At 43.1% G+C, this 24,646-nt stretch carries 22 protein-coding genes and 1 pseudogene; 1 reads left to right on the top strand and 22 read right to left on the bottom strand.

Translation table 11 applies throughout. The features are described from left to right. Positions 1-77: 77 nt before the first annotated feature. The 20 genes and pseudogenes from AAEZ00_RS17150 to AAEZ00_RS17060 form a co-directional block, all read right to left on the bottom strand. A complete protein-coding gene (locus tag AAEZ00_RS17150) occupies positions 78-1,769 on the bottom strand; it encodes a DUF927 domain-containing protein (RefSeq protein WP_351078166.1) in 1,692 nt (563 codons plus the stop codon). Then, positions 1,766-2,770 carry a DUF7146 domain-containing protein gene (locus tag AAEZ00_RS17145; protein ID WP_351078169.1) on the bottom strand — a complete coding sequence of 335 codons (1,005 nt, stop codon included), beginning with the start codon at positions 2,768-2,770 and terminating at the stop codon, positions 1,766-1,768. The genes AAEZ00_RS17150 and AAEZ00_RS17145 overlap by 4 nt, the downstream gene beginning before the upstream one ends. Before the next feature lie 2 nt (positions 2,771-2,772). After that, positions 2,773-2,973 (bottom strand): hypothetical protein, encoded by a 201-nt coding sequence (locus tag AAEZ00_RS17140; RefSeq protein WP_351078172.1) that lies wholly within the window; start codon positions 2,971-2,973, stop codon positions 2,773-2,775. Between the two features lie 86 nt (positions 2,974-3,059). Then, positions 3,060-3,554, bottom strand: coding sequence for a hypothetical protein (locus AAEZ00_RS17135; protein WP_351078175.1), 495 nt, complete (start codon positions 3,552-3,554; stop codon positions 3,060-3,062). 3 nt (positions 3,555-3,557) lie between these two features. Continuing rightward, a complete protein-coding gene (locus tag AAEZ00_RS17130) occupies positions 3,558-4,898 on the bottom strand; it encodes a tyrosine-type recombinase/integrase (protein ID WP_351078178.1) in 1,341 nt (446 codons plus the stop codon). A gap of 328 nt (positions 4,899-5,226) precedes the next feature. Then, on the bottom strand, positions 5,227-5,949 hold the full coding sequence (locus tag AAEZ00_RS17125; protein ID WP_124012277.1) for a DUF599 domain-containing protein: 723 nt from the start codon (positions 5,947-5,949) through the stop codon (positions 5,227-5,229). A gap of 107 nt (positions 5,950-6,056) precedes the next feature. Further along, positions 6,057-6,716, bottom strand: a complete 660-nt coding sequence (locus AAEZ00_RS17120) for an RluA family pseudouridine synthase (RefSeq protein ID WP_351089209.1) — start codon at positions 6,714-6,716, stop codon at positions 6,057-6,059. Positions 6,717-6,788: 72 nt separating this feature from the next. Beyond that, a pseudogene (locus AAEZ00_RS22435) lies at positions 6,789-6,860 on the bottom strand (methyl-accepting chemotaxis protein); the annotation flags it as partial. Positions 6,861-6,970: 110 nt separating this feature from the next. Further along, positions 6,971-7,231 (bottom strand): hypothetical protein, encoded by a 261-nt coding sequence (locus AAEZ00_RS22430; RefSeq protein WP_124012280.1) that lies wholly within the window; start codon positions 7,229-7,231, stop codon positions 6,971-6,973. 76 nt (positions 7,232-7,307) lie between these two features. Further along, positions 7,308-8,582 (bottom strand): 4-aminobutyrate--2-oxoglutarate transaminase, encoded by a 1,275-nt coding sequence (gene gabT, locus AAEZ00_RS17110; protein ID WP_124012281.1) that lies wholly within the window; start codon positions 8,580-8,582, stop codon positions 7,308-7,310. Between the two features lie 11 nt (positions 8,583-8,593). After that, the gene (gene gabD, locus AAEZ00_RS17105; RefSeq protein ID WP_101034473.1) at positions 8,594-10,042 is read right to left on the bottom strand and encodes an NADP-dependent succinate-semialdehyde dehydrogenase; all 1,449 of its coding nucleotides are present in this window, start codon (positions 10,040-10,042) and stop codon (positions 8,594-8,596) included. A 68-nt stretch (positions 10,043-10,110) separates the two neighbouring features. Continuing rightward, the gene (locus AAEZ00_RS17100) at positions 10,111-11,397 is read right to left on the bottom strand and encodes an NAD(P)/FAD-dependent oxidoreductase (protein ID WP_124012282.1); all 1,287 of its coding nucleotides are present in this window, start codon (positions 11,395-11,397) and stop codon (positions 10,111-10,113) included. A gap of 207 nt (positions 11,398-11,604) precedes the next feature. Continuing rightward, positions 11,605-12,420, bottom strand: a complete 816-nt coding sequence (locus AAEZ00_RS17095) for an ABC transporter permease subunit (RefSeq protein ID WP_101034471.1) — start codon at positions 12,418-12,420, stop codon at positions 11,605-11,607. Beyond that, positions 12,417-13,316 carry an ABC transporter permease subunit gene (locus tag AAEZ00_RS17090; protein WP_124012283.1) on the bottom strand — a complete coding sequence of 300 codons (900 nt, stop codon included), beginning with the start codon at positions 13,314-13,316 and terminating at the stop codon, positions 12,417-12,419. Before AAEZ00_RS17090 ends, AAEZ00_RS17095 begins: the two co-directional genes overlap by 4 nt. Further along, complete coding sequence (potA, locus tag AAEZ00_RS17085) at positions 13,313-14,449, bottom strand: polyamine ABC transporter ATP-binding protein (protein WP_101034469.1); 1,137 nt, start codon at positions 14,447-14,449, stop codon at positions 13,313-13,315. The genes AAEZ00_RS17090 and potA overlap by 4 nt, the downstream gene beginning before the upstream one ends. Positions 14,450-14,607: 158 nt before the next feature. After that, complete coding sequence (locus AAEZ00_RS17080; RefSeq protein WP_124012284.1) at positions 14,608-15,708, bottom strand: polyamine ABC transporter substrate-binding protein; 1,101 nt, start codon at positions 15,706-15,708, stop codon at positions 14,608-14,610. Positions 15,709-15,963: 255 nt separating this feature from the next. Continuing rightward, on the bottom strand, positions 15,964-17,364 hold the full coding sequence (locus AAEZ00_RS17075) for an aspartate aminotransferase family protein (protein WP_206191824.1): 1,401 nt from the start codon (positions 17,362-17,364) through the stop codon (positions 15,964-15,966). 97 nt (positions 17,365-17,461) lie between these two features. Continuing rightward, complete coding sequence (locus AAEZ00_RS17070; protein WP_124012285.1) at positions 17,462-18,817, bottom strand: glutamine synthetase family protein; 1,356 nt, start codon at positions 18,815-18,817, stop codon at positions 17,462-17,464. A gap of 2 nt (positions 18,818-18,819) precedes the next feature. Beyond that, the gene (locus tag AAEZ00_RS17065) at positions 18,820-19,584 is read right to left on the bottom strand and encodes a gamma-glutamyl-gamma-aminobutyrate hydrolase family protein (RefSeq protein ID WP_124012286.1); all 765 of its coding nucleotides are present in this window, start codon (positions 19,582-19,584) and stop codon (positions 18,820-18,822) included. 444 nt (positions 19,585-20,028) lie between these two features. Further along, positions 20,029-20,577 (bottom strand): cupin domain-containing protein, encoded by a 549-nt coding sequence (locus AAEZ00_RS17060; RefSeq protein ID WP_101034465.1) that lies wholly within the window; start codon positions 20,575-20,577, stop codon positions 20,029-20,031. A gap of 234 nt (positions 20,578-20,811) precedes the next feature. Between AAEZ00_RS17060 and AAEZ00_RS17055 the strand changes: the two genes are divergently transcribed. Then, positions 20,812-22,119 (top strand): NAD(P)/FAD-dependent oxidoreductase, encoded by a 1,308-nt coding sequence (locus tag AAEZ00_RS17055; protein ID WP_124012287.1) that lies wholly within the window; start codon positions 20,812-20,814, stop codon positions 22,117-22,119. A 695-nt stretch (positions 22,120-22,814) separates the two neighbouring features. On the opposite strand, the gene AAEZ00_RS17050 is transcribed toward AAEZ00_RS17055, so the two are convergent. Beyond that, positions 22,815-23,609, bottom strand: a complete 795-nt coding sequence (locus AAEZ00_RS17050; RefSeq protein ID WP_351089204.1) for a hypothetical protein — start codon at positions 23,607-23,609, stop codon at positions 22,815-22,817. Positions 23,610-23,730: 121 nt separating this feature from the next. Further along, positions 23,731-24,210, bottom strand: a complete 480-nt coding sequence (locus AAEZ00_RS17045) for a DUF6650 family protein (protein WP_351089202.1) — start codon at positions 24,208-24,210, stop codon at positions 23,731-23,733. Positions 24,211-24,646 lie beyond the last annotated feature (436 nt).

Genomic DNA, 24,646 nt, shown 5'->3' with positions numbered 1-24,646 from the left:
ACTTTTATGGGTTGACCATGAATGCGCTTAACCAAAGCAGCTTCTTTTGTGCCAGTCTGAACATACAACTGCGCTTGTCATAACGCTTTTACAATCCGTTTTGCGTCTTTTCCTGGGAAAATGTCTTTAAGACCTGAACTGACCACGTAATAAACGCATTGTTCATTTATAAATTCATAATAGCCACTGCGAGGATTTGCACGATGTTCAACATCATTGAGTGCACTAAACCGTGTATCACCATATCGGGTAATATAATCGACCAGCTCTGTGATTATGGCTTCATCTTCATGGCTACCAGTGGGTTGGGTACTTTGCCACTCTTTATGTAATTGCTGACAAAGTTGAGTCGCATGCCCTTTCTCCCATGGCAGTAATTGCCATCGCACCGCTAACTCGGCAGCAAAAGCGACAACGGCAAACCGCTTAGCAATTCGCCCAGCCTGGCCATGAAAGGTATTGAATGACACCAGCACATCAGAGAAATCCTTCTTCAAATCTTCAGTATGATGTTGTACCAACTTGCGTACAAATGCAGTTCCTAAGTGGCCGTAATGTTTGTTGCATGCATAGTTTAGATGATCCGCAAGTTCGGCACCTTTTTCAAATTCAAACAGTGTATCGAAACAACCATACTGACGCTGGGCAGCTATAGATGTTAAGCGCACTTGTTGACCGGCTTTTATTTGCTGCCGGGCTAACTGCAGCACTGCTTCGATGGGGTATTCACCATTAGACAACAACATTAAACGCCAGGTTTGCACGGGCCTCATTCCTCCAAGTCTGTCTGCCCGTATTTTCCCCTGCCCGTTACCAAGTTGATAAATTATCTTACCCACCTCAGCAGGCTCAGATTCACCAATCTCATCCAGGACCAATAATGTATCATTGCGACTTGCTGCGACTCCTTCCTGCCCATTAGCAGTCGCACGCCAGGTTTTAATAAATTTGTCTGGTGATCCCCATACGCTGCAAGCAACTCGGCTAATAGTAGACTTTCCTATGGACGAATCACCATACACATGAAAACCACCATTGCTAAGCTCAAGCTTTGATAATAAGGGACCAGCCAATGCAGAACCAATGGCCACAACCAACCAAGTATTGTCTTTTGCATAAGCGGCCACTTCCTTTTGCCAATCTTGCATAGTTCCATCAACGCCATAATCAGCACTACTATAAGGGCTAGAGGCGAGCATATAATCAGCGGAGCCAATAACCACATTTGGTAAAAGAAAACTGTTTTCATCGGCCCAACCTGTTTTTTGTGCAAGCTTCACTCTGCGTTTTGGTTTCATTTTATTAATGTAATCTCGCAACAAATTGAAACGACGCAATTCAAGGCTGAGCCCCATATCCAAGAACTCTCCCTTTAGTTCTTCTGCTTGCCCTTTAAGCATTTGCATGGGGAGTAAAAACTCGCGGTTGTTATCCTCTACATCAACAAAACTAAGCAACTTTGAATAGCTTGTTCCTGAATCTGAAGCCATAGCAACAACCTCAAGTGGAGCGCACAACCATTGGTCAAGACTTTGCTTGCTGCGGTTGTTTTCTGTGCAGCCATGAAAATAGAGACCGGCATCATAGCGTTTTCCGCTAACTCTGAATGACTCGTTATAACATCGATAACATGGACGCTGTTCTTCACTAGGTAACGTAACGCCTGCTTTAGCGAGCGTCGAACTAGTTACTGCAGCTAAATGACTGTTTCCATTAAATGTAACGTCAGTAACGCCTGTAACTTCTTCCAGTAACAATTCATTTTTCATGCTAAGCTCCCAATCGCGGACCAAACATCCAACCAGTCACCATAAATGCCAACAGGTAAATACTTAGAAGGGCAATGTACTGTAACTTGGCGACCTTCTTTGATCAGGCGAGCCTTAAGATGATTAGCAGCTTCTATACCTGCTCCATTTTTATCGTGATCAGCAAAGATATGTACGTCGCAAATCTCAGCAGGTAATCGGAGCGTTTTCATCCCACCAGTGGTTAAAGTTGCCCATACAGGAAAGTTAGGCCGCATGCATCGCACAGCCAGAGCGGTTTCAATACCTTCTGTGATACATAAAGAATATTTTGCCGGAAATAAGCGCACCGCAGCACCATTCATTGCTCCTGGAAATATCGGAGGTAAGCTTTTTTTAGGTGTACTAACTGCAGCTTTCTGCCCATCGGCGCTCAAATAAATCCTATGTCCACCAATTAAGTTGCCGTCTACATCATGTAACGCCGCTAATAAACACCCAAAACGTTGCGACCGTTCACCATAATGTTTGTAAAGTACATCTTTAGCATAATAAAGATTATCAGGTTCCTCACCCCGCTCAATTAGCGAACCTAGCCCTCTATTAATCATGTATTGTGTGACAGGGTTTCGCTCAAACAATTGCAGTGGCTTACCCTTCTGAATGAATTGTTTAAGGTATCGATATCTACCGTCGGTACTCTGCTGTTTAGGTTTAACTATCGGTTTAGGCTTTACTGCTGGTAATGATTCATCGAGCGCCAAGCGCATCACGCAGTGAAATGACATATTCAAACTTTTCATTAAGAGCCCGATACCATCGCAACTCTCACATTGATTACAAATGGAAGCACCTGTTTCAGGCCAATCACTAAATAATCGGAATCTGTCTTTACCACCACAATTGGGGCATGGTTGATGCGTTGTATTGAGCTTTAGTTCAGGAAAGAACCTCCTGAATACTTGTTCCCAATTCAAACTACGGCATGCTGCATCGGCTTTCATAAAGGTTGGCTTATTCATGATTAGCACTCCTTACCGTTTAATAGCGCTTGTACTGCGTCAGCAGGCCAAAGCAAACGTCCGGTGGGTAACTTGATGGGCTTAATACCGTAAAAACTACCGGTTTTACATAAGCGAGTACGGATGGTGCTGGGCTGACCATGAATAGTGTCAGCCAGTTGTTCTGTGGATAAATGTATTGCTAATGTTTGATGCGACTTCATACCAATTCTCCTATGTTGTTTGGTATGAGCATCTTATGAGGGGCATAGGATCAGATAAGCTAAGTTGATCCTTGGTTGATCCCTTTTTATTTTTTAATGTCTCTTTTGGCTCTTGTAAAACCCGTTTTGAGCATACTTAATGTGTATTCCTCTGAAATGTTGCCATTTATAGCCATTTCAATACTGGTGCTATGACCAACTCTCTCTATTTCTAATGGTCCTGATTGTGTTTCAATTATTTTACTTTCCAATTCTTTAGAAAAATTGAAAAGGGATGGAACAGCTGTGCTTGTTACGGTAAGCGAACCTGTTGGATATTCATTTAGATAATATTGCGCTAGCGAGTATGCTGCACCTTTGGTTGGCCTTCTGACTTCTGCAATCCCATCAGCCTTATTTGCTAGTCGCTCAAACTCTTTTTTCAATTTTATATATTCGTTATAAAGATCATGCCTACGATTAATAGGGTAATCTTTATCCTCTGATTCGTTTAATTTATCTCCAGCTTCAGCTAAGGCATTGAACATTTTGATTTCTAATTCGGCCAGCTCTTCAGCGGTTGTTTTTTTTAAGTTAAACATATTTTATACCACACTAAGTTTCTTTAAAGTTTGGTTGACTGGTAAGTTCAAGCCTGCCTGCTCTAAAAACCATGCTTCTATTCGCTCATGCCATAAACGCAGTAAATCTAACGGTCTATGTTTGTAATGTTTTTCAGCAGTTGCACTGGGTTTATGCCCCATGATTTGCGCCACTACCCCTGTGGGAACTTCTACCCATTCCGACAAAGTAGAAAAACTTCGGCGTAAACCATGTAATGTTAAATCTTCTATACCTGCAGCAATAATAGCTGGTCCAAAACTTTTACGAGGATCGACCAACTTGCCACTTTTACCTATAGGACTCGAGAAAACCCATTGATTGCGGCGAGGTAACTGATTTAGCAAATTGGCGACGTATGGTGTTAATGGAATAACTCGTACTCCGGCAATATTTCCTTTGCTAGTTGCTTTGTCACGTATGGTTAAGCTATTCCATTTAAAATCAACGTCAGACCATTGCAGCCCTAATAGCTCATTGCGCCGCGCGCCCGTCAACAGCAAAGATTGAATATAAGCTGCAATTACTGGATTTGAAATTTTTAACACTTCATTAAAAAAAGCAGGCAACTGCTCTCTCTGTAATAGATCGTCACGCGGCTTTAACTTAGTAACCGTCTTTTTTACAGCTTTACTTTTTAAAGCTACTACATCAATCAAACCAACATAAGCTGGTTGTTCAGTACACCAACTTAGACAAGCAAACAGTAGACGATAGCTTTGCGCGGCAACCCCTGGTCGGGTTTTATTCTCGTTATCTAACCACCCCTTAATTACACTTGCAGTTAACTCACCCAACTTGGCATTTATTAGCGGGTAGAGGCAACCGGCTTTTGTGACCTTACCTTTGCCTCTAGCCCAAGGTAAGCCAGGCACCTGCACAGCCTTGAGATGATCCTTATAATGCTTTTCGCCCCAGTCATTTTTATTAGCCGCTATATAGTCAGTCCAAATTTGGCCAAATGTGACCTGACCTCTTTTTACTTCCTGCTCTTCAGCTAACTCGGCAGCAGCCTTTTCTCTTTTTACTTTGGCAGGGCTTATATTTTGACTCGCTAAAACACCTAGTCTCTTTGCTTCGGTTCTAGCTTGGTCAATATCATAATCGGCAACTGCACCAATCCGACTTCGACGGGTTTTCCCATTCACGGTACCTTGGAATATATAAGCCCGATTACCTGACGCCTTTGCCCTAATACCTAAGCCTGGTGTTTTAATATCCCACAAGTAAGCTTCAGCCTTATCATCAGGACATGAAAACTTCCTAACAACATCAGCTGTAAAATTTATACGATTTGATTTTGCGCTAGCATCCTTTACAGTCATTTTTCGCTCCTTCTACTTACCAGCTATTGCTATTCAGGTGGCTGAAATTTGTTGTTCTACCCCTGGGGATCAGGTTAGGGATCAAATAGGGATCAGATTGATGTAAATATATATCAATTCAGAACAACACGCCAGCAATGGGTTTTGGAGTTAAATCGCTGTTTATATTTAGTTTTGAAATGTTGAACAATATAGAAAAATGCTATGTTTTAACGACTCATAATCGTCAGGTCCCCAGTTCGAGTCTGGGAGGGGCCACCAATTAGAAAACAAAAAAGCCCATTGAAAAATGGGCTTTTTTGTGTCTGAAATTCGTTGTAACTCCGCTTTATTCATTCAGCCTATACGCAGGGTCTTGCTCTAAATGTGCTTGTGCAAGAGTAATAGCTTGCACCGCGCGGGAATTAAATTCCCGTTGATATAAGGTATATACCACGAATAAACTGGCAAAAATCAACATCCCGGGATGCATAAACCAACACAATGCTGCCATAGAATAATAATAAGAACGTAAGCCATAGTTATATGAGTGAGCAGCTTGATCTTGTACGACCGCCATTTGCCTTGCATAGCCGAGCATATTTTTATCGGTACCGGTTTTATCCAGTGGCGCAGCACCAATCATAATATTAACAAAACCATATTGACGCATGGACCAAGTAAATTGGAAAAAAGCCAACACAAAAATCCCAGCTAAAAGAGCCAGTTTGACTTGTACCAGAGCATGGTTAGGTGATGCAGTAAAGGGAATAGAACCAATAACAATTTCAAGCTTTTCAACTTGAGAAAAAAGCGTTAATACCCCGGCAAGTATCAGTAAGGTTGTAGAAGCAAAAAAGGCAATGTTGCGTTCTAAATTAGCTAATAACGCCGCTTCAGCCACGCGTATTTCTTTGGCAATCACCTGTGACATCCAATGAATACGTTGTTGATGCATCACTCGCGCTATGCAATTGGTGGTTTTTGCTTTACGACGAGCAAAACTGGTATAGCCTAACCAACTGACTAAAAATACCGTTAAAGCCAGCGCATCTAACCATGAAATCACCATGCTGATTCACCTATGTAAGAAGAAAAATAGATAGATTATGCATCAGTTATCATCAGGCTCAAATCAGTTTGTTATCTAAAGAGCCAAATAACTAAATAGCTAACTCGTTAAAATGGACTTGGACAAACAGCATTAATCCTTTGTTCCGTCATAGGATGGGTAAACGATAATTCATTGGCATGTAACATTAATCTGCTCGACATTTGCTGCGAATGTTCATTATGGTACAAATCACAACCTAAAATAGGATGACCAATTTGTTGGCTGTGTAAACGCAATTGATGGGTTCGCCCTGTGATAGGGGTAAATGTAACCCGCGTCGATAATCCTTGTTGATGTCGCTCAGTAACTTGGTATTGACTGTGAGCCGGTTTGCCGCTGTCGTGGCAAATTTTCATTAACGGGAAATGATCACTGTCTTTGGCTATCGGTAACTCAATATCACCGCTGTCATTAAGCAAGTCACCATATAACACTGCGGTATAGCTTTTGGTAATAGTGCGCTGCTGAAACTGCTTAGTTAATAATCCATTGACCGCTTTGCTTAACGCCACCAACATAATGCCAGATGTGCCGAAATCGAGTCGGTGCACTAACGTTGCAGTGGGGTGATCTTGCACTAAACGGTAGTGTACAGAATCCTTGTTTAATGGATTTTTACCTGAGAGACTCAATAATCCTGTCGGCTTATTGATCAACAGTAGATGTTCATCTTGGTATAACACTTCAACAATCCCATCGCAGGGAGGAGCAATAAATTCGGCCATAATGTCTTCATGATAACAATCTAAGCCAAGATGATAATAGAAAAGGTGGCTTATAAGCCACCTTTGATACTATTCTCCCACTCTGGCAGCCTCAATAGCTGCGTTTAACGCTAATAGGTTAGTCTGCTCAGCAATAGCACTAATCTCCTCTACAATACGGCTAATATTGGCGCTGCTGTGGGATACCATGCCCACAGCTTATTGAGCTTGAGCCGAATCAGTCGACATACCTTCAACAAACACCATGGCTTGGCTTAAACGCGTCTGACCTCTGTCACATTGACCATCATTGACCCTGTTTCCATTACTGTTTTTATTACTGTTTCCATTGCCGTTTCCATCACAGTTTGCTTAGAGGCTTTAGCCACTTCAAGCGCGGTGGCACTCATTTGATTGACCGCGGTGACGCCACTTTTAATTTCGCCATATTGTCGATTAAAACTCTCACGAGTATGTTTGGCAATATCTGCCGACCTAATGCTTTGTGGTCGTGAACGATCGCCAACAACCCTCAATATTCAACCAAACCATGGATTAAAAAAAATCCCGCTTAATGCGGGATGTTATCGAAACGACTAGATCAGGATAAATTTAATTGAAGACACTATTAAATGTCGCATCCATAATGGCAAGCCCAGCATGGATTTGCTCATCAGGAGCCGTTAACGGTACCAATACGCGGATAACGTTACCGTAAGTGCCGCAAGACAGTAAAATCAGTCCACGGTTACGGGCTTCGGCTAAAATCTTAGCACTGTACTGAGGCGCAGGCTCACCATCTTCCATCAACTCGACAGCAATCATCGCACCTAATCCACGCACTTCAGCAATCTGCGAGTATTTAGCCTGCATATCGCCTAAAACAGACTTCAACATGGCACCAACATCATTGGCTCTGGCAAGCAATTGCTCTTCTTCAAACACTTCGATCACCGCTAATGCAGCAGCGCAAGCAATAGGACTACCACCATAAGTGCCACCTAAACCACCGGCAGTGACGGCATCCATCACTTCGGCTTTACCGGTAATACCAGACAGTGGGAAACCACCGGCAATCGACTTAGCAAACGTAGTAATATCTGCAGCAACGCCCATTTGCTCCATGGCAAAAAAGGTACCTGTACGTCCCGCGCCGGTTTGGACTTCATCGGCAATCAATACAATGCCATGGTTGTCGCACAATTGACGTAAGCGTTTCATAAATGATGGTGTAACCGCGTAAAAACCACCCTCACCTTGCACCGGTTCTAAAATAATGGCGGCGATGTCTGCAGGCTCTGCATCATTTTTAAAAATGCGTTCAATTGATGCCATCGAATCATCTTCAGACACGCCATGCATTTCACATGGAAACTCAGCCCGAAACACATTAGCAGACATCAAGCCCATGCCTTTACTATAAGGTGCCACTTTGCCGGTTAATGCTAGCGCAGCGATGGTTCGACCATGATAACCCGAAGTAAACGCAATAACGCCTGCACGTTTAGTATAAGCACGAGCGACTTTAACCGCGTTTTCAACCGCTTCTGAACCACTGGTAAATAGGGCCGTTTTTTTAGCAAAATCACCCGGCACTAAATGGTTAAGTTTTTCACATACGCTAATGTAACTTTCGTAACCCAAAACCATAAAACAAGTATGTGAAAATGCATCTAACTGTGCTGCCACAGCCGCTTTAACTTTAGGATGCAAATGGCCAGTATTAAGTACCGCAATACCACCGGCAAAATCAATATATTCACGACCTTCAACATCCCATACTGTGGCGTTTTGAGCACGTTCAGTAAAGATTGGGTGAATTTGCCCTACACCTTGTGCCACTGCCGCTTGGCGCCGTGCCATTAGTCCATCATTTGTTTTAGTCATAGCCTGCTCTCTTAAACTGACATGCAGATATATTTCATTTCAAGGTACTCTTCGATACCAAACTTAGACCCTTCGCGGCCTAATCCAGATGATTTAATGCCGCCAAAAGGCGCCACTTCTGTCGAGATCAATCCGGTGTTAACCCCCACCATGCCGTATTCCAAAGCTTCAGCGACCTTGTACACTAGCGAAATATCACGGCCATAAAAATACGCCGCTAAGCCAAATTCAGTGTCATTAGCCTGCTTAATCACATCATCCACTTCATCAAACTTAAACAAGGGGGCCAACGGACCAAAGGTTTCTTCGGTTGCCACTAACATCTCACGATTCACGCCCGTTAATATGGTCGGCTCGAAGAAATAGCCACCTAAAGCATGAGGTTTGCCACCGGCAATAATCTGCGCGCCTTTTGCTACTGCATCATCTAAATGACGCTGCACCTTTGCCACTGCATCTGCGTTAATTAATGGCCCTGTTGTCACGCCAGCGTCAGTACCTAAACCTACTTTGAGCTGAGTCACCGCCACGGCCAAACGTTTAGCAAACTCATCATAAACGCCCGCTTGCACATAAATGCGATTAGCACAGACACAGGTTTGACCGGCATTGCGATATTTGGCGATCATTGCGCCTTCAACAGCGGCATTTATATCGGCATCGTTGAACACAATAAATGGCGCATTACCACCCAGTTCAAGTGACAATTTCTTTAACGTAGGAGCGCATTGCTCCATCAGTTTAATGCCTACTGGCGTTGAGCCCGTAAACGACAACTTACGCACAATAGGGCTTTCACACATGGCTTTACCAATGGCGATTGAGTCACCGGTCACCACGCTCAATACACCGGCAGGAATACCAGCACGTTCAGCTAGTTCGGCTAAAGCCAGTGCAGTAAACGGCGTTTGTGGCGCAGGTTTCACGACCATAGTACAACCCGCCGCCAACGCTGGAGCCGCTTTACGGGTAATCATTGCCGCAGGAAAGTTCCATGGTGTAATTGCCGCGGTAACCCCTACAGGTTGTTTGATCACCGTAATGCGTTTATCCGCTTGATGCCCAGGGATCGTCACGCCATAAATGCGTTTGGCTTCTTCTGCAAACCATTCAATAAAGGATGCTGCGTAACCCACTTCACCTTTGGCTTCAGCAAGCGGTTTGCCTTGCTCTGTGGTCATCAACAACGCTAAGTCATCGCTATGTTGATGGATTAACTCAAACCAACGACGCAACTTTTGGCCACGATCCTTAGCCGTTAATGCACGCCAGGCAGGGAGTGCTGCTTGTGCAGCATCGATTGCCGCAAGCGTTTCAGCACTGCCCATCACTGGGACATGGCCAATGACTTCATGGGTTGCTGGATTGGCTATCGCAATAGTTTGGCCATTATCGGCATTACGCCATTGCCCATTAATGTAGCACTGTTGACGTAATAAACTTGGATCGTTCAATTCCACAATATTCTCCTAAACTGACTCGCTGTACTCAACCTATTCGTACTCTATCTACCCGCACTCGACGTAGGTTAAATACCAAATTTATCTCTAAGGGTGTAATACCACGCACCTAGCGCACTAAATGGCACTCGTAGTGCATGTCCACCCGGGAAAGGGTAATGAGGTAACGCCGCAAAGGCATCAAACCGTGTGGCCTGGCCATTGAGCATTTCGGCTATGAGCTTACCCGCTAAATGAGTATAGGTAACACCATGACCGCTACAACCTTGGGAGTAATAAATATTGTCACCAATGCGGCCCACTTGGGGAAGGCGCGACAAGGTCATTAAAAAGTTACCGGTCCACGCATAATCAACCTTAACCCCTTTCAATTGCGGGAAGGTCTTTAATAACTTAGGCATAATCAAGGCTTCAATGTTGGCCGGATCGCGAGCACCATAAACCACGCCACCACCAAAAATAAGGCGTTTATCACCAGTAAGTCGGTAATAATCTAATAGGTAGTTACAGTCTTCAACGCAATAATCTTGCGGCAGTAGACTCGCCGCCATTTCATCGGATAATGGCTCAGTGGTAATCACTTGAGTGCCACAAGGCATGGATTTAGCTTGTAGCTCTGGCAATAATTTACCTAAATACGCATTACCAGCAACCACCACATATTTACAGTTAACTTGGCCTTGTGCTGTGTGTACAACCGGCGATGCACCGTCATCCACTTTAATGACCGCTGAATCTTCAAAAATTAGTCCACCGAGGGATTCCACTGCACGGGCTTCACCTAAAGCAAGGTTTAGCGGGTGAATATGTCCACCGCTTCTATCGAGTAAACCACCGACATAAATATCAGTATTGACTACGTTGCGAATGCCATCTTGGTCGAGTAACTCCAATTGGTTGTTATGACCATGAGCTTCCCACAATGATTTTTGACTCTGCAAATGGCCCATTTGCTTGGCATTCATGGCGGCAAAAACACCACCGTCTTTTAAGTCGCAATCAATGTTGTATTTGGCAATACGGTCACGGATAATCTGACCACCTTCGAACGCCATTTGACCAAATAACTTAGCTTGCTCTTTGCCGACAACGCCTTCAATAGAATCAATATCACGACTAAAAGAATTGACTATTTGGCCGCCGTTTCGACCGGAGGCTCCCCAGCCAATTCTTGCCGCTTCAAGCACCACCACTTTCATGCCGCTTTCTAATAAATGTAACGCAGAAGACAAGCCAGTATATCCAGCGCCGATAATGCAAACATCTGTTTCAATTGTAGATTCTAAGCGAGGACGCTCAACTTTATCATTAGCCGATGCAGCATAATATGAACTAGCATGAGGTGTGGCAGGCATAGCACTTCCTTTATAGGTTTAAAGCGTAATACAACTCACTCATCCTACACTTAAGCAAATTTAAACACTAGCATTTATCATATAATTTTTGACACTTTGTTGAATATATTAAACACTCATATCGCCAGAATACCTTAAATCAATTCTGAAAAATAAAAAGCCACACTGACATCAGCGTGGCTTCTATAGTCTGTTTATTCAGCGCTGTTATTCCATCGCTTCTTTAGCTTTTATCTCCGACCGACGCGCGAAATACCAAGACAAGAAGGCCACCAAAGACACGGCTAAAATAATAATCGTCGCTAGCGCGTTAATCTTAGGTGAAACCCCTAAACGCACTGACGAAAACACCACCATAGGCAAGGTTGTAGAACCCGGCCCCGAGGTAAAGCTGGCAATCACTAAGTCATCTAATGACAAGCTAAATGATAATAACCAGCCGGCGATAAGTGATGGCGCTATCATAGGGATAGTGATCAAAAAGAAGGTTTTTAATCGCGTTGCCCCCAAATCCATTGCAGCTTCTTCAATCGACAAATCCACTTCCCGCAGTCTTGACGACACCACCACCGCCACATAAGCGGCACAGAAAGTGGAATGGGCAATCCACACCGTAAACATGCCACGTTCAGTAGGCCAGCCAAAGGTCTCTGACATTTGTACAAATAGTAGTAACAAGGATAAACCGGTGATCACTTCAGGCATAACCAAAGGCGCGGTGATCATGTTAGACAAGGTTAACTTAGCCCATGACCGACGAAAACGAGTCATCACAAAGGCCGCCATCGTACCAATAATCACCGCCATGGTAGAGCTGTAAAAGGCGATGCGTAAACTGGTCCAGACGGCATTGAGTATTTGCTGATCCTCAAATAACTCACCATACCATTTAGCAGAAAAACCACCCCACACAGTCACTAATTTAGAGTCATTAAATGAATAAATGACCAAAATAAGCATTGGTGCATATAAAAACAGTAAACCCACCCACAACATCACTTTAGAGAAACTTAACTTCTTCATACCGCGTTCTCCATATTACGTGATTGATAACGATGGAATAAGGTTATCGGGATAATCAGTAACGCCAGCATCACAATCGCTAATGATGAAGCGACTGGCCAGTCGCGGTTATTAAAGAATTCTTGCCACAGCACTTTACCAATCATTAATGAGTCAGGGCCACCGAGCAATTCAGGAATAACGAACTCACCTACTGCAGGAATAAATACCAACATAGAGCCGGCTATGACCCCTCCCATAGATAATGGCAGGGTAATTTTCCAGAAGGTATTAATACTGCTGGAGCCTAAGTCTGAAGCCGCTTCAATTAAGCTTAAATCTAATTTCACCAAGGTGGCATAAAGTGGCAAAATCATAAACGGCAGGTAAGCGTAGATAATACCTATGTACACCGCAAAATTAGTATTGAGCATTTGAATCGGTTCTGAAATTACCCCTAACCAGGTCAAGGCATTATTAATTAAACCGTTGTTACTTAAAATACCCATCCAGGCATAAACGCGGATCAAAAATGAAGTCCACGACGGTAACATCACCAGAAGCAGCAATACCGCCTGTATTTTTACCGGGGCGCGGGCAATCGCGTAAGCCATGGGAAAACCAAGGACTAAACACCCAAGGGTCGCAATAAAGGCAATTTTTAATGATGAGAGGTAAGCCATATAATACATCGAATCTTGAAGTAACAATAAATAGTTACCCAGATTGACAAATATGTTGAGCGCCTCATCAACATAATTAAACGTTGGCTCGTAAGGTGGAATGGCAATCGCTGCAGTCGAAAAGCTCAGCTTTAATACAATGGCAAACGGTAAGGCAAAAAACAGCAACAACCACAGGTAAGGAATACCCATGGTGAGATGTCGACCTTTGAATAGCTTCAGTGGATTCTTCATGAGTTTAATACAACCCCGCTGGTGTCTTCCCAACTGATGTAAACCTCGTCTCCCCATGTAGGGTTATCGGAGCGGCGTTCACGGTTAATCATTGAGCATTGAACGATTTGGTTGTTTTCTAACTTAATGTAATACACCGACAAGCCACCAAGGTAGGCAATGTCGTGAACGACGCCATGAGCCCAGTTATATTCACGTTCGGGCTTCTGACGGCTAATAATGGTTTTTTCTGGGCGTAAGGCCAAAAATACATTTTTATTTTCTAGGCTGGTTGAAATACCGTGGCCAATATAAAATTGCTGCGATAAGGTCGGCGACTTAATAATCGCGTGATCGACTTCATCTTCAATGATTTCACCTTCAAATAAATTAACCGTACCAATAAATTCAGCCACCATGCGGCTAGCTGGCGCCTCGTAAATATCCATTGGACTGCCAGTTTGGGCAATCCAACCGTCATGCATAATCGAAATGCGTCCGGCCATGGTCATGGCTTCTTCCTGGTCATGGGTCACCATTACGCACGTTACGCCTACCGCTTCTAAAATATCGACCACTTCTAACTGCATTTGAGTACGCAGCTTTTTATCTAACGCGCCCATGGGTTCATCGAGTAATAGTAATTTGGGACGTTTTGCTAACGAGCGAGCCAAAGCGACACGCTGACGTTGTCCACCCGATAACTGATGCGGTTTACGTTTACCGTATTTTTCCATGTGCACCAGTTTCAGCATATCTTTGACGCGCACTTCAATATCGGCTTTGGGCATTTTGTCTTGCTTGAGTCCAAATGCAATATTTTGCTCAACTGTCATGTGCGGAAATAAGGCGTACGACTGGAACATCATATTAATCGGACGCTCATAAGGTGGCATATCAGTAATGTCGACACCATCAAGAAAAATACGTCCTTCGCTTGGCTTTTCAAAACCCGCTAAGATGCGCAGTAAGGTTGATTTACCAGAACCTGAACCGCCCAGCAGCGCAAATATTTCGCCACTGTTAATGGTAAGCGATACATCATCTACCGCACGCACATCATCGAAAAGTTTGCTTACGCGATCAATCCTAAGCAGTACTTTATCTTGCGTCTTTGTAGTGGGTTTATTGGTGACGCCCGAGGTGTTTACCATAATACTGCTCCGCCTTTTTGGAGTATGCGTACCGCAACAGAACAGCCTGTTTTAGGGCACGCGTAACAAACTGTTAAGTGGCTAAATGAGCCAATAAATACATCAATACTGCTATAAAAACAGGGCGAGGCTTCTCGCCCTGGTGCTAGTGAGTTAGATTATTGACCTGACTTCACTTTGGTCCAAGCACGTGTGACTACACGCTGAATTTTTAATGGACGAATATCACCAATGTATAATTTATCAATCACTGATTGTGGTGGATAAATGGCTGGATCGTTACGGATTGCTTCATCAACTAGCGCTTGCGCGGGAACGTTAGGGTTAGCGTAAGCAACATAGTTACTGATAGGGGCAATCACTTCAGGGCGAAGTAGATAGTTAATCAGTTTATGGGCGTTATCTACGTTAGTGGCATCTTTTGGAATGGCTAACATATCAAACCATAAGTTGGCGCCCTCTTTTGGAATAGAGTAACCAATCTTATTGCCGTTACCCGCTTCATCAGCACGTGCGGCAGCTTGGAACACGTCACCAGAGAAACCAAACGCGACACAGATATCACCGTTAGCTAAATCTGAAATATAACGCGATGAATGAAAGTAAGTGATGTAAGGACGCACTTTTTCCAATACTTCGGCGGCCTTTTGATAATCCGCAGGGTTTTTACTATTAGGATCTAAGCCTAAATAAATCAGTGCTTGAGGTAACATATCGTCGGCAGAATCTAACATCGAAAAACCACACGAGGCGATTTTCTCTGCATATTTTGGATTAAAAATAAGCTCTAAAGAATCAAATGGCGCATCTTCACCTAATACGGCTTTGACTTTGTCGATGTTATAGCCGATACCGTTGGTGCCCCATAGGTAAGGGATAGCGTGCTCGTTATCCGGATCCGCTTTTTGTAACTGCTTCATTAAATCAGGCTTTAAGTTGGCATAATTCGTCAGCTTAGCGCGATCTAACTTTTGAAAAGCACCCGCTTTAACTTGCTTAGCTAAAAAGTGATTAGACGGCACCACTATGTCATAGCCGCTGTGACCAGAAAGTAATTTTGCTTCAAGTACTTCATTACTATCAAACACATCATAAATAACACGGATACCGGTTTCTTTTTCAAAATTGGCTAGGGTATCTTCGGCAATATAATCCGACCAATTGTACATTTTAACCACTTCCTCGGCCTGAATAGCAGTGCTGGCAAACACGCCTGCTGTAATTAAGGCCAATGTGGATAGTTTTGTTAGTAGCTTCATACTTTCTCCTTGTTGGATAATGGTCAGCATGACACTGACATTCGTTTTTTTCGCTAGCCTTACCAGCGTGTAAAATCTTCTTTCTAATGAAAGAAATTATCCAATGCTACAACTTAACTATGCATCGGTATGGTTACAACAACATCGCTTTTCCCTTCAATATGAATGTTATCAACACATTTTCAATGATTAGATCCTTGCAATGCATTGGGTTAAACAATCACGATAAAACAATTACCATTCAGTTACTGAACCTTATTTAAGCGCTTTTACATACTGATAAGTATCATCTAGCGCATGCGTCGCTTTAGTGACTAGCTCGTCAATTTCAGCATGACTGATGGTCAACGGCGGCGAAATAATCATGGTGTCGCCGACTGAACGCATCACTAAACCGTGGGTGATACACGCATCGCGGCAATAGGTTCCCACGCCTACGTTGGCATCAAACCGCTGCCGTAACGATTTGTCTTTAACTAACTCGATGGCCGCAACCAAGCCGAGGCCGCGCACCTCACCCACTAATGGGTGTTGAGCTAATTGTTGTAAGCGCGACTGTAAATAAGGCGAAGTATCATTAGCCACACGTTCAACTAATTTTTCTCGCTCAATAATCGCAATATTCTCCAATGCCGCCGCCGCGGCAACTGGATGGCCAGAATAGGTAAAACCATGGGTAAACTCGCCACCATCTTGTTTGATTACGTCAGCCACTTTGTCTGCCACAATCACCCCGCCCATTGGCATGTAACCCGACGTCATGCCTTTAGCGATAGAAATAAGATCCGGTTGTAAATCAAAATACTCTGACGCAAACCATTTACCCGTGCGACCAAAACCGCTAATCACTTCATCAAGAATAAATAAAATATCGTATTTGGCTAAAATACGTTTTATTTCAGGCCAATAAGTTGACGGTGGAATAATGACTCCACCCGCACCTTGAAAAGGCTCAGCAATAAAAGCCGCTACATTGTCTTCGCCTAATTCAATAATTTTAGCTTCTAATTCCTGTGCAGTTTGTAATCCAAACGCTTCCACAGATAAATCTTTACCTTCGGCATACCAATAAGGTTGCGCGATATGCACCACACCAGGAATAGGTAAATCCCCCTGTTCATGCATGCCCGACATGCCGCCTAAACTGGCACCCGCAACGGTTGAACCATGATAAGCATTCACCCGACTGATGATGGTTTTCTTGCTCGGCTTGCCTTTTAAATCCCAGTAACGCCTCACCATGCGTAAATTGGTGTCGTTTGACTCAGAACCAGACCCCGTAAAAAAGACATTATTCATGTGAGCCGGTGCTAGCGAAGCAATTTTTTGAGCTAACTCAATAGCAGGAGGATGGGAGCATTGAAAAAAACTATTATAAAAAGGCAATTTCTGCATTTGTTGGCTGGCGGCATCCACAATAGACTGCCGACCATAGCCCACATTGACACACCATAAACCCGCCATGGCATCCAGCAGTTTATGACCCATGACATCCCACAAATACACCCCATCTGCCCGCTCTATCACCCGGGTTCCCTTTTGGGCTAACCCCTTTGAGTCGGTAAATGGGTGAATAAAATGCTGTTTGTCTGCAGTTTGCAGACGCTCAAGCTTGTGCTGCTGCTTCATCGCATCTGTCGATAATGGGTTTGTCATACTTATATCCTTTCAAGCAGATAGCAAACCCGTATGTATCTGCTATCTGCTGTTATCCACAAACATTCATAGTGTGAGCCAACGAGCTCAAGCATCATTACACTGTTAGTAATAAGAACTCACGTTCCCACGAACTCACCACCCGTCTAAAGTTTTCAAGCTCCGCTTGTTTTACCGCCACAAAACCCGTGGTAAAGGATTGACCTAAATACTCAATACAGGCATCGCTGCTTTGCATGGCCACTAAGGCTTCTTCTAAGGTCAAAGGTAAGCAGTTGTCATTATTTGTTCGGCTATCGTTCGACTTACCTGTCACAGGTGTAGAAGGTTTTAAGTCATCAACCATACCGATATAACCACATAATAAGCTGGCAGCAATCGAGAGATAACAGTTAGCATCTGCACCCGGGATACGGTTTTCAATACGACGATTTTGTGGCGATGATTCAGGAATACGTAAACCACAGGTGCGATTTTCAACACCCCATTCAAGATTTACTGGCGCAGAGGTGCCTGGCAAAAAGCGACGGAAAGAGTTAGGACTTGGCGCCATTAACGGTAACAATTCAGGAATGTACTGCTGTAACCCTGCAATATAACTAAGGAATAATTTACTTTGAGTGCCATCTTCTTTGGTGAAAATGTTTTTACCGGTTTTAATATCAAGCACGCTTTGGTGAATGTGCATGGCACTGCCAGGCTCATCGGTAACGGGCTTAGCCATAAAGGTGGCACAAACATCATGTTTTAAGGCTGCTTCTTTCAATGTACGCTTAAAAATGAACACCTGATCGGCTAATGACAATGCATTACCGTGGCTGAAGTTAATCTCCATTTGCGCGGGACCGTCTTCATGGATCAAGGTATCAATATCTAACCCTTGGATTTCACACCAATCATACATGTCTTCAAACAGTGGATCGTATTCGTTAGCGGCGTCGATAGAGAAAGACTGACGTCCTGCTTCTGGGCGACCAGAACGCCCAATAGGCGGCTTAAGCGGTAAGTCATGATCGTCAGAACGTTTGGTGAGATAAAACTCCATTTCTGGTGCAATAACCGGTTGCCAACCTTTATCTTCATAAAGCTTAAGGACTTTCTTCAGCACGTTACGCGGTGATAATTCAATGGGATTGCCCATACGATCATAACAATCATGGATGACCTGGGCAGTAGCCTCAACGGTCCATGGCAACATAAACACCGCATTTTCGTCTGGTACGCAGACAAAATCGATATCAGCATCATCAAGAAGTTGATAATAAACATCCTCATTAATGAAATCACCTGTGACCGTTTGCAGTAATACGCTCTCAGGTAAACGCATGCCTTTTTCTGAGACAAACTTATCCACTGGGGCAATTTTGCCGCGCGCAATCCCTGTCATATCACTAATAACACATTCTACTTCGGTAATTTTTTTGTCTTTTAAAAAAGCGATTAACTTATCCATTTTTATCTCACTTGTGTTGCCGCATGATGTCTACAGGCCTGTCCGAATGCTTCGAAAATTGCAGTATAGAATGCATTTTCGGTTACTTTCCATTCAGGATGCCATTGGACACCTAATGCAAAATTTTTAGCATCTTTAACAGAAAATGCTTCCACTAATCCGTCTGGAGCAAATGCTTCTGGCTGCAACCCCTCACCTAGGCGCTCCACGCCTTGAGTATGAACAGAGTTAACCTCTGCAGTGTCACAGCCCCATGCATCGTGAAGGAGCCCACCCGCAACGAGATTAACTTGATGCGAAATACCATACTGCACATCTAATGGGGCTTTCTTATCTTCACTGTGTTCAATATATTTACCAACGTCATGTAGCTTCTGATACAAACTGCCGCCGAACACCACGTTCATCTCTTGAAAACCACGACAAATACCGAATACGGGGATCCCTGCATCAATGGCGGCTTTTATCAGCGGTAAGGTTGTTGCATCACGCTTAGGATCGTGATGAGTGCCGTCCTCACTAATAGGACCTTGGTAATGGTGAGGTTCAACATTCGATGGTGAGCCCGTAAAAAGGATACCGTCGAGACGAGCAAGAATAGCGTCAATGGGCAAATCGACACCAAGTGATGGGATCACCAAAGGGAACCCTTTCGCGCCATTGACCACACTCAACAAATATTTTTCACCCACAATGTTAAATGGATGCAGACCAATTTGCTGATTGCACGCTACTACCCCAATAAGAGGAAGACCTGACTGAGACATATCTCACCTTAAGCAAAGAATAGTGATGAACTTATCATTTACGTGTTCATTTTTTCACACACTACACGGATTTTTTTAGCTAGGCAAGAGGATAACTGAGGATAAAAACAATTTTTAATAAAAATAAATTAAAACACTTTAGAAACATACTGATAACTTTAAAATAGCCATAATGCCAAAAAAAACTATCTGACTGACTTTGCTTAAATCTCGCCAAAAAATGCGCCAAAATGGGGAGGGAATGCACAAAAAAAGGGAATGCATTGCTTAATATTCTTTACACAAGATAATAATGACATGCTAGGAATACCATCGAAAATAGATGAAACCCTAAAAATCATCAGCGACTAACTCGTTGGGAATAGCCTGATTTATTGATTATCTTACACTATTCCCTTAAGCCGTCGAGTTAGACATAAGCAGTAAAAGCTAAAGTGAAAACCGTTAAAAATCGGCTGAAGTGGTGGCACTCATTAACTGACAAGGCTGTTCAAATGGGTTACGAAATCGATGGGGGTGTTCACTATTAAAATAATAACTGTCACCTTTTTCAAGGATAAACACCTCTTCACCAACAGTCAGCTCAATCTTACCTTCAACAACGATGCCGCCCTCTTCACCCTTATGTTGCAGCATTTCAGCACCCGTATCAGCATTGACAGGATAAGTCTCACTCATCACCGACATTGCACGGTTTGGGTAGTCACGGCCGATAAGTTTATACACTAACTCACCGGTACCGATATCCAATAACTCATTACCACGGTAAACCACTTTCTGATCACCAATAGAGCCATCATCAATCGAGAAGAAATCTACCAATGACATCGGGATACCCGCTAACACTTTTTTAAGTGAACTCACCGATGGACTAACACTGTTTTTCTCAATCATTGAAATTGTACTGTTGGTAACCCCTGCACGCTTGGCTAACTCGCGTTGAGATAACCCTTTCAATTTGCGAACAGCTTTTAGGTTTGCACCAATATCCAAATTCGTTCTCCTAGTAAATGTTGACCCATGACTTGTTATTAAAGTGTTGCAGATTATTAACACTTTAACAAAAAAATGCTAGCGATCAAGCATGATAACTTGCTTAAATCAAAGCAATTGTATTTTACACTAAATAAGTGTTAAATAAAATGCACACCCTAGATGACTTACACTGCATCTGACTATTCATTTAAACGTTATGATTATAATCGCAATCAATAGCTTGGAGTATTTATGCCACGTAAATCCCCGATCCATAGCCAACACTACCCAGACTCCTTTTATGTGGCGACCGCAAAAGAGCTTTACTCGCATCCCAAGCTAACCGAACAGCTAACTGTCGATGTGTGTATTGTTGGCGGTGGATTTAGTGGCATTAATACCGCCATTGAACTCAGACAACGTGGCTACAGTGTCGCATTGCTCGAAGCTAAACGCATTGGCTGGGGCGCCTCGGGACGCAATGGTGGTGAGTTGATCCGTGGGATCGGTCATGACGCCACCCAGTTCCGTAATCAAATTGGCGACGAAGGCGTAAAAGCCATTCAGCAAATGGGTTTTGAAGCGGTTGATATCGTTACCGAGCGCATTGCCGAGCACAAAATCGATTGCGACTTACACATGGGTTATTGTGATTTAGCCGTAAAGCCACGGCACATGGATGATTTAGCGGCAGAATACCAAGATCTGAAAGACCAAGGTTATCAAAAATCAATCAAACTGCTTGATCGTTCGCAAATTGGTGACGTTATCGGTTCAGACTTTTACCAAGGCGCCTTGGTCGATATGGGCAGCGGACATTTACACCCACTTAATTTAGCCCTAGGCGAAGCACGTGTTGCACGTGAACTTGGTGCCCAATTATTTGAATACAGCGCCGCAGAAAAAATCATCAAGGGCAGTAAACCCAAAGTGATCACCGCCGAAGGTGAAGTGATCTGTGACTATCTGGTATTGGCAGGCAATGGTTATATCGGCAATACATTAAGCCCTTTTCTTGGCGGGAAAGTGTTGCCAACAGGCACCTATTTATTAGCCACAGAACCGTTAACCGAACAACAATGTGCCAGTGTTATTCCGCAAAATATGGCCTTTGCCGACATGCGTGTGGCGTTAGATTACTTCCACTTATCAGCAGACCGCCGCCTACTCTTTGGTGGTTTATGTACTTATTCAGGTAAAGACCCCAAAAATATTGAAGCTGAATTAAGGCCTAATCTTGAAAAGGTCTTCCCACAATTAAAAGGCATCAAAATTGATTATGAATGGGGTGGCATGATGGGTATCGGCGCCAATCGGATGCCGCAAATCGGCCGTTTACCTGACGCAGCCAACATCTACTTTGCCCAAGCCTATGCCGGCCATGGGGTGAACGCCACTCACATGGCCGCAAGGTTAATTGCTGAAGCGATTAGCCAGCAGTCACAGCGTATTGATGTGTTTAATGATATTAAGCACATGACCTTCCCCGGTGGACCTATGTTGCGATCGCCATTGCTGGCAGCAGGGATGTTGTACCACAGAATGAAGGATTTGCTTTAGGGTTGATGGATTTGCTGTGGGTTGGCAAAAGGGTCAACCTTTGTTCTTTTTATGGCCTGCGGCCACTAACGCTTATGATCGCAAGGTTCCACCCTGCACAGGCCAAATACGGCGTCATTCCGGCAATGCTTTTGAGCCGGAATCCAGGTGTTATTTTTGCTTTGTACTTTTGTACTTTTGTACTTTTGTACTTTTGTACTTTATGGCCTGCGGCCACTAACGTCGTGGCGCTTCACCCACACCAGACCAAGAGGAAACCAACGGCTATTCCCTCTTGGAACTCCCAGCCGCCCCGCAACATTTTCAAACAGCGAAAAGGTCGCCATGGGGATTGATCCAGCTTTGAACTTCATTTTAGTGTTCTTCGGCCTTATTCGAAAATGCTAACGCTTCAGATGAGGCGTCCCTTCCCCTCCAAAGCTAGCCAGACATCCATGTCTGGGCTCACGTCATTTTCTTCAATGGCCTCAAGTTCAGAGTTGAATTTGGGCATTTGAAAGCTAAGAACAACTCGTTTTTGGACAGAAACAATTTAGATTTTTTACTTTAAAAATACTTGTCAGCATTAGGGAAAGTATTGCAACCAGATATGTGGTAACGCCCGCATCAAGCGCCGCCGAAGGCGGTCGCTTTGCATGCGCTTGTTAGATGACGATGGCACAATTCTAAAGATAGTGTTGATCGGATAAAACCGATTATTTCCTTAAGAGTGCTTGAACATTTTTAGGATAGGTTTCAGCCAAACCATTAAATGAATTTTCACCTTCCGTGTGAACCTTAACTACTCTTGCTTTGTTTACACTACTTTTTATAGATAGATCTGTTCCTGAAGGTGCAACGCTTATTCCTAACGTTTTTGCCCACGCCTCTAAAACTGTTTCAGATACGGAAAATGCATTTAGACCATCTGTAAGCTCAGTTTCTAATTCAATAACTCTTGGCAATCCGATTTCTTTCAGTTTTGTTTTCAAATTTTCATCAGCAAGCCAAAAGTATGCAGATTCACCTCCCCAACTCTTGAGAAGTGGCTCCACACCCATATCGGTTGTAGGTTCGGGCACTGTTGTTGTCCACAGCATCCCCGATCTATTTCGCTCCTGTTTATGGAAAGGACTTTGTTTAAAGACCACCTGCGACTCTTCATAAGTCAGTAAACCTTTCGAAACAAGTAACTCTAATCGAATTTTCAAATAATCGAGAGTCGATGGCATTAGTCTTTTATGCATCATCTCAACTTCATGATCAGTTAGCCGTGTATAGTGCCAAACTATTATTCGATTGTTTTTTAATATCGGTGTTAGCACATTTTCTTTAAAATCAGAAAATGCATAATTGAATCTATTTGGTTTCAAGCTTTGATATGGAGAACTATTCAGGTGTTCATCCATCAACCTTATATCTTCCCTGAAATAATCAGAGATCAATTCTGAGTGATTGTCCAGTGCAGACACAATTTCATAATTGAAGGACTTTGGATCCCAAGGATACATTATATTTACCTTTAGTCATCTAACGCCGCAATAAGCGGACTAAAATAGTGGGTTATAATGCGAAACGAAGTAAACGTAACCAACTGTTTTTGCTCAATTTAATTACCTTGTCATGTAACTTTCATTTAACTCTATAAGCATGCTCTAGGACAAGCTTTGATAAATCAGTTTGTTGGCTTGATAAGTCAATTTGATAAGTCGAACAAAGCAAAGATAACACCCTTGCAAATTTAACCCTGACTATTTGTAATACTTTATAGAACAGCACTTCATTGTTAGAACCTTCGTACTTATATAATGACATTAATTCGCGACTTAATGTGTGTATTAAATCTAGCGTCAAATGCTGTGTTTGTTTCGAACTTAATTTTACTCTTAGTTGTTCAGTTTCATCTTTGATTGATTCTAAACTTTTGATGACAGCTTGAGATACTTCAGCGTCAAATGGCGCAACTAAAACTCGTTTACTTTCCAGATAAGTAAAATAATCAATTAATAATTTTTTATCTTGTTCAGAAACAAATTTAAGTAGATCTTTTGCTGATATACCAGAAATAGAAGCCAAACTTCCTATACCGCCAATTATTCCTAAAAATGTCACAAAACCTCCGAGTTACATAACGTTTTAGTATTTATGCGTTGCGCTGTTTGCAAGGCATAAATCGCTTGTTGGACTTGGCCGATGCCGAGTCCAGGTTAATTGGTACGCTTTATGCTATAGGAATTTGCTTTTTTTGATGCTAGCTCTAGGCTGTAGAGCAGTTTTGAACTGATTATGTGGCTTGATTTGTACGTGTCTCATTGAAATTTCCTTGTCATTGTGGTGTTCCATCAGCAAAACATAGCCACCCATTTTATTATGAATTAACATAACTGCTTTTAGCTTTGATTGCGATAGCCTTCAGCACTATTCAAATGTATAAATTAAACGGGAATTATCAACAAACTGAGCGTTAGATAAAAAAACAGTAAGCAATACGGCAGATTCAAAGCAGCACTAGTGGCTAGATTGATATCAAGCTGGAAATGAGAGTATT

Origin of the sequence: Shewanella sp. S1-49-MNA-CIBAN-0167 (assembly GCF_040310145.1) — a bacterium.
GTDB lineage: Bacteria > Pseudomonadota > Gammaproteobacteria > Enterobacterales > Shewanellaceae > Shewanella > Shewanella psychromarinicola.
The sequence above is the reverse complement of the archived record's forward strand: the minus strand, read 5'-3'. Positions and strand labels throughout refer to the sequence as shown.

What these genes read in the sequence shown, in the direction of transcription:
- AAEZ00_RS17120 (WP_351089209.1), bottom strand. Translation starts at nt 6,716, where the DNA reads ATGGCCGAATTTATTGCTCCTCCCTGCGATGGGATTGTTGAAGTGTTA.
- AAEZ00_RS17070 (WP_124012285.1), bottom strand. Translation starts at nt 18,817, where the DNA reads ATGGATAAGTTAATCGCTTTTTTAAAAGACAAAAAAATTACCGAAGTA.
- AAEZ00_RS17090 (WP_124012283.1), bottom strand. Translation starts at nt 13,316, where the DNA reads ATGAAGAATCCACTGAAGCTATTCAAAGGTCGACATCTCACCATGGGT.
- gabT (WP_124012281.1), bottom strand. Translation starts at nt 8,582, where the DNA reads ATGACTAAAACAAATGATGGACTAATGGCACGGCGCCAAGCGGCAGTG.
- AAEZ00_RS17065 (WP_124012286.1), bottom strand. Translation starts at nt 19,584, where the DNA reads ATGTCTCAGTCAGGTCTTCCTCTTATTGGGGTAGTAGCGTGCAATCAG.
- AAEZ00_RS17100 (WP_124012282.1), bottom strand. Translation starts at nt 11,397, where the DNA reads ATGCCTGCCACACCTCATGCTAGTTCATATTATGCTGCATCGGCTAAT.
- AAEZ00_RS17130 (WP_351078178.1), bottom strand. Translation starts at nt 4,898, where the DNA reads ATGACTGTAAAGGATGCTAGCGCAAAATCAAATCGTATAAATTTTACA.
- AAEZ00_RS17135 (WP_351078175.1), bottom strand. Translation starts at nt 3,554, where the DNA reads ATGTTTAACTTAAAAAAAACAACCGCTGAAGAGCTGGCCGAATTAGAA.
- AAEZ00_RS17055 (WP_124012287.1), top strand. Translation starts at nt 20,812, where the DNA reads ATGCCACGTAAATCCCCGATCCATAGCCAACACTACCCAGACTCCTTT.
- AAEZ00_RS17080 (WP_124012284.1), bottom strand. Translation starts at nt 15,708, where the DNA reads ATGAAGCTACTAACAAAACTATCCACATTGGCCTTAATTACAGCAGGC.
- AAEZ00_RS17140 (WP_351078172.1), bottom strand. Translation starts at nt 2,973, where the DNA reads ATGAAGTCGCATCAAACATTAGCAATACATTTATCCACAGAACAACTG.
- AAEZ00_RS17050 (WP_351089204.1), bottom strand. Translation starts at nt 23,609, where the DNA reads ATGTATCCTTGGGATCCAAAGTCCTTCAATTATGAAATTGTGTCTGCA.
- AAEZ00_RS17075 (WP_206191824.1), bottom strand. Translation starts at nt 17,364, where the DNA reads ATGACAAACCCATTATCGACAGATGCGATGAAGCAGCAGCACAAGCTT.
- potA (WP_101034469.1), bottom strand. Translation starts at nt 14,449, where the DNA reads ATGGTAAACACCTCGGGCGTCACCAATAAACCCACTACAAAGACGCAA.
- AAEZ00_RS17125 (WP_124012277.1), bottom strand. Translation starts at nt 5,949, where the DNA reads ATGGTGATTTCATGGTTAGATGCGCTGGCTTTAACGGTATTTTTAGTC.
- AAEZ00_RS17145 (WP_351078169.1), bottom strand. Translation starts at nt 2,770, where the DNA reads ATGAATAAGCCAACCTTTATGAAAGCCGATGCAGCATGCCGTAGTTTG.
- AAEZ00_RS17095 (WP_101034471.1), bottom strand. Translation starts at nt 12,420, where the DNA reads ATGAAGAAGTTAAGTTTCTCTAAAGTGATGTTGTGGGTGGGTTTACTG.
- AAEZ00_RS17150 (WP_351078166.1), bottom strand. Translation starts at nt 1,769, where the DNA reads ATGAAAAATGAATTGTTACTGGAAGAAGTTACAGGCGTTACTGACGTT.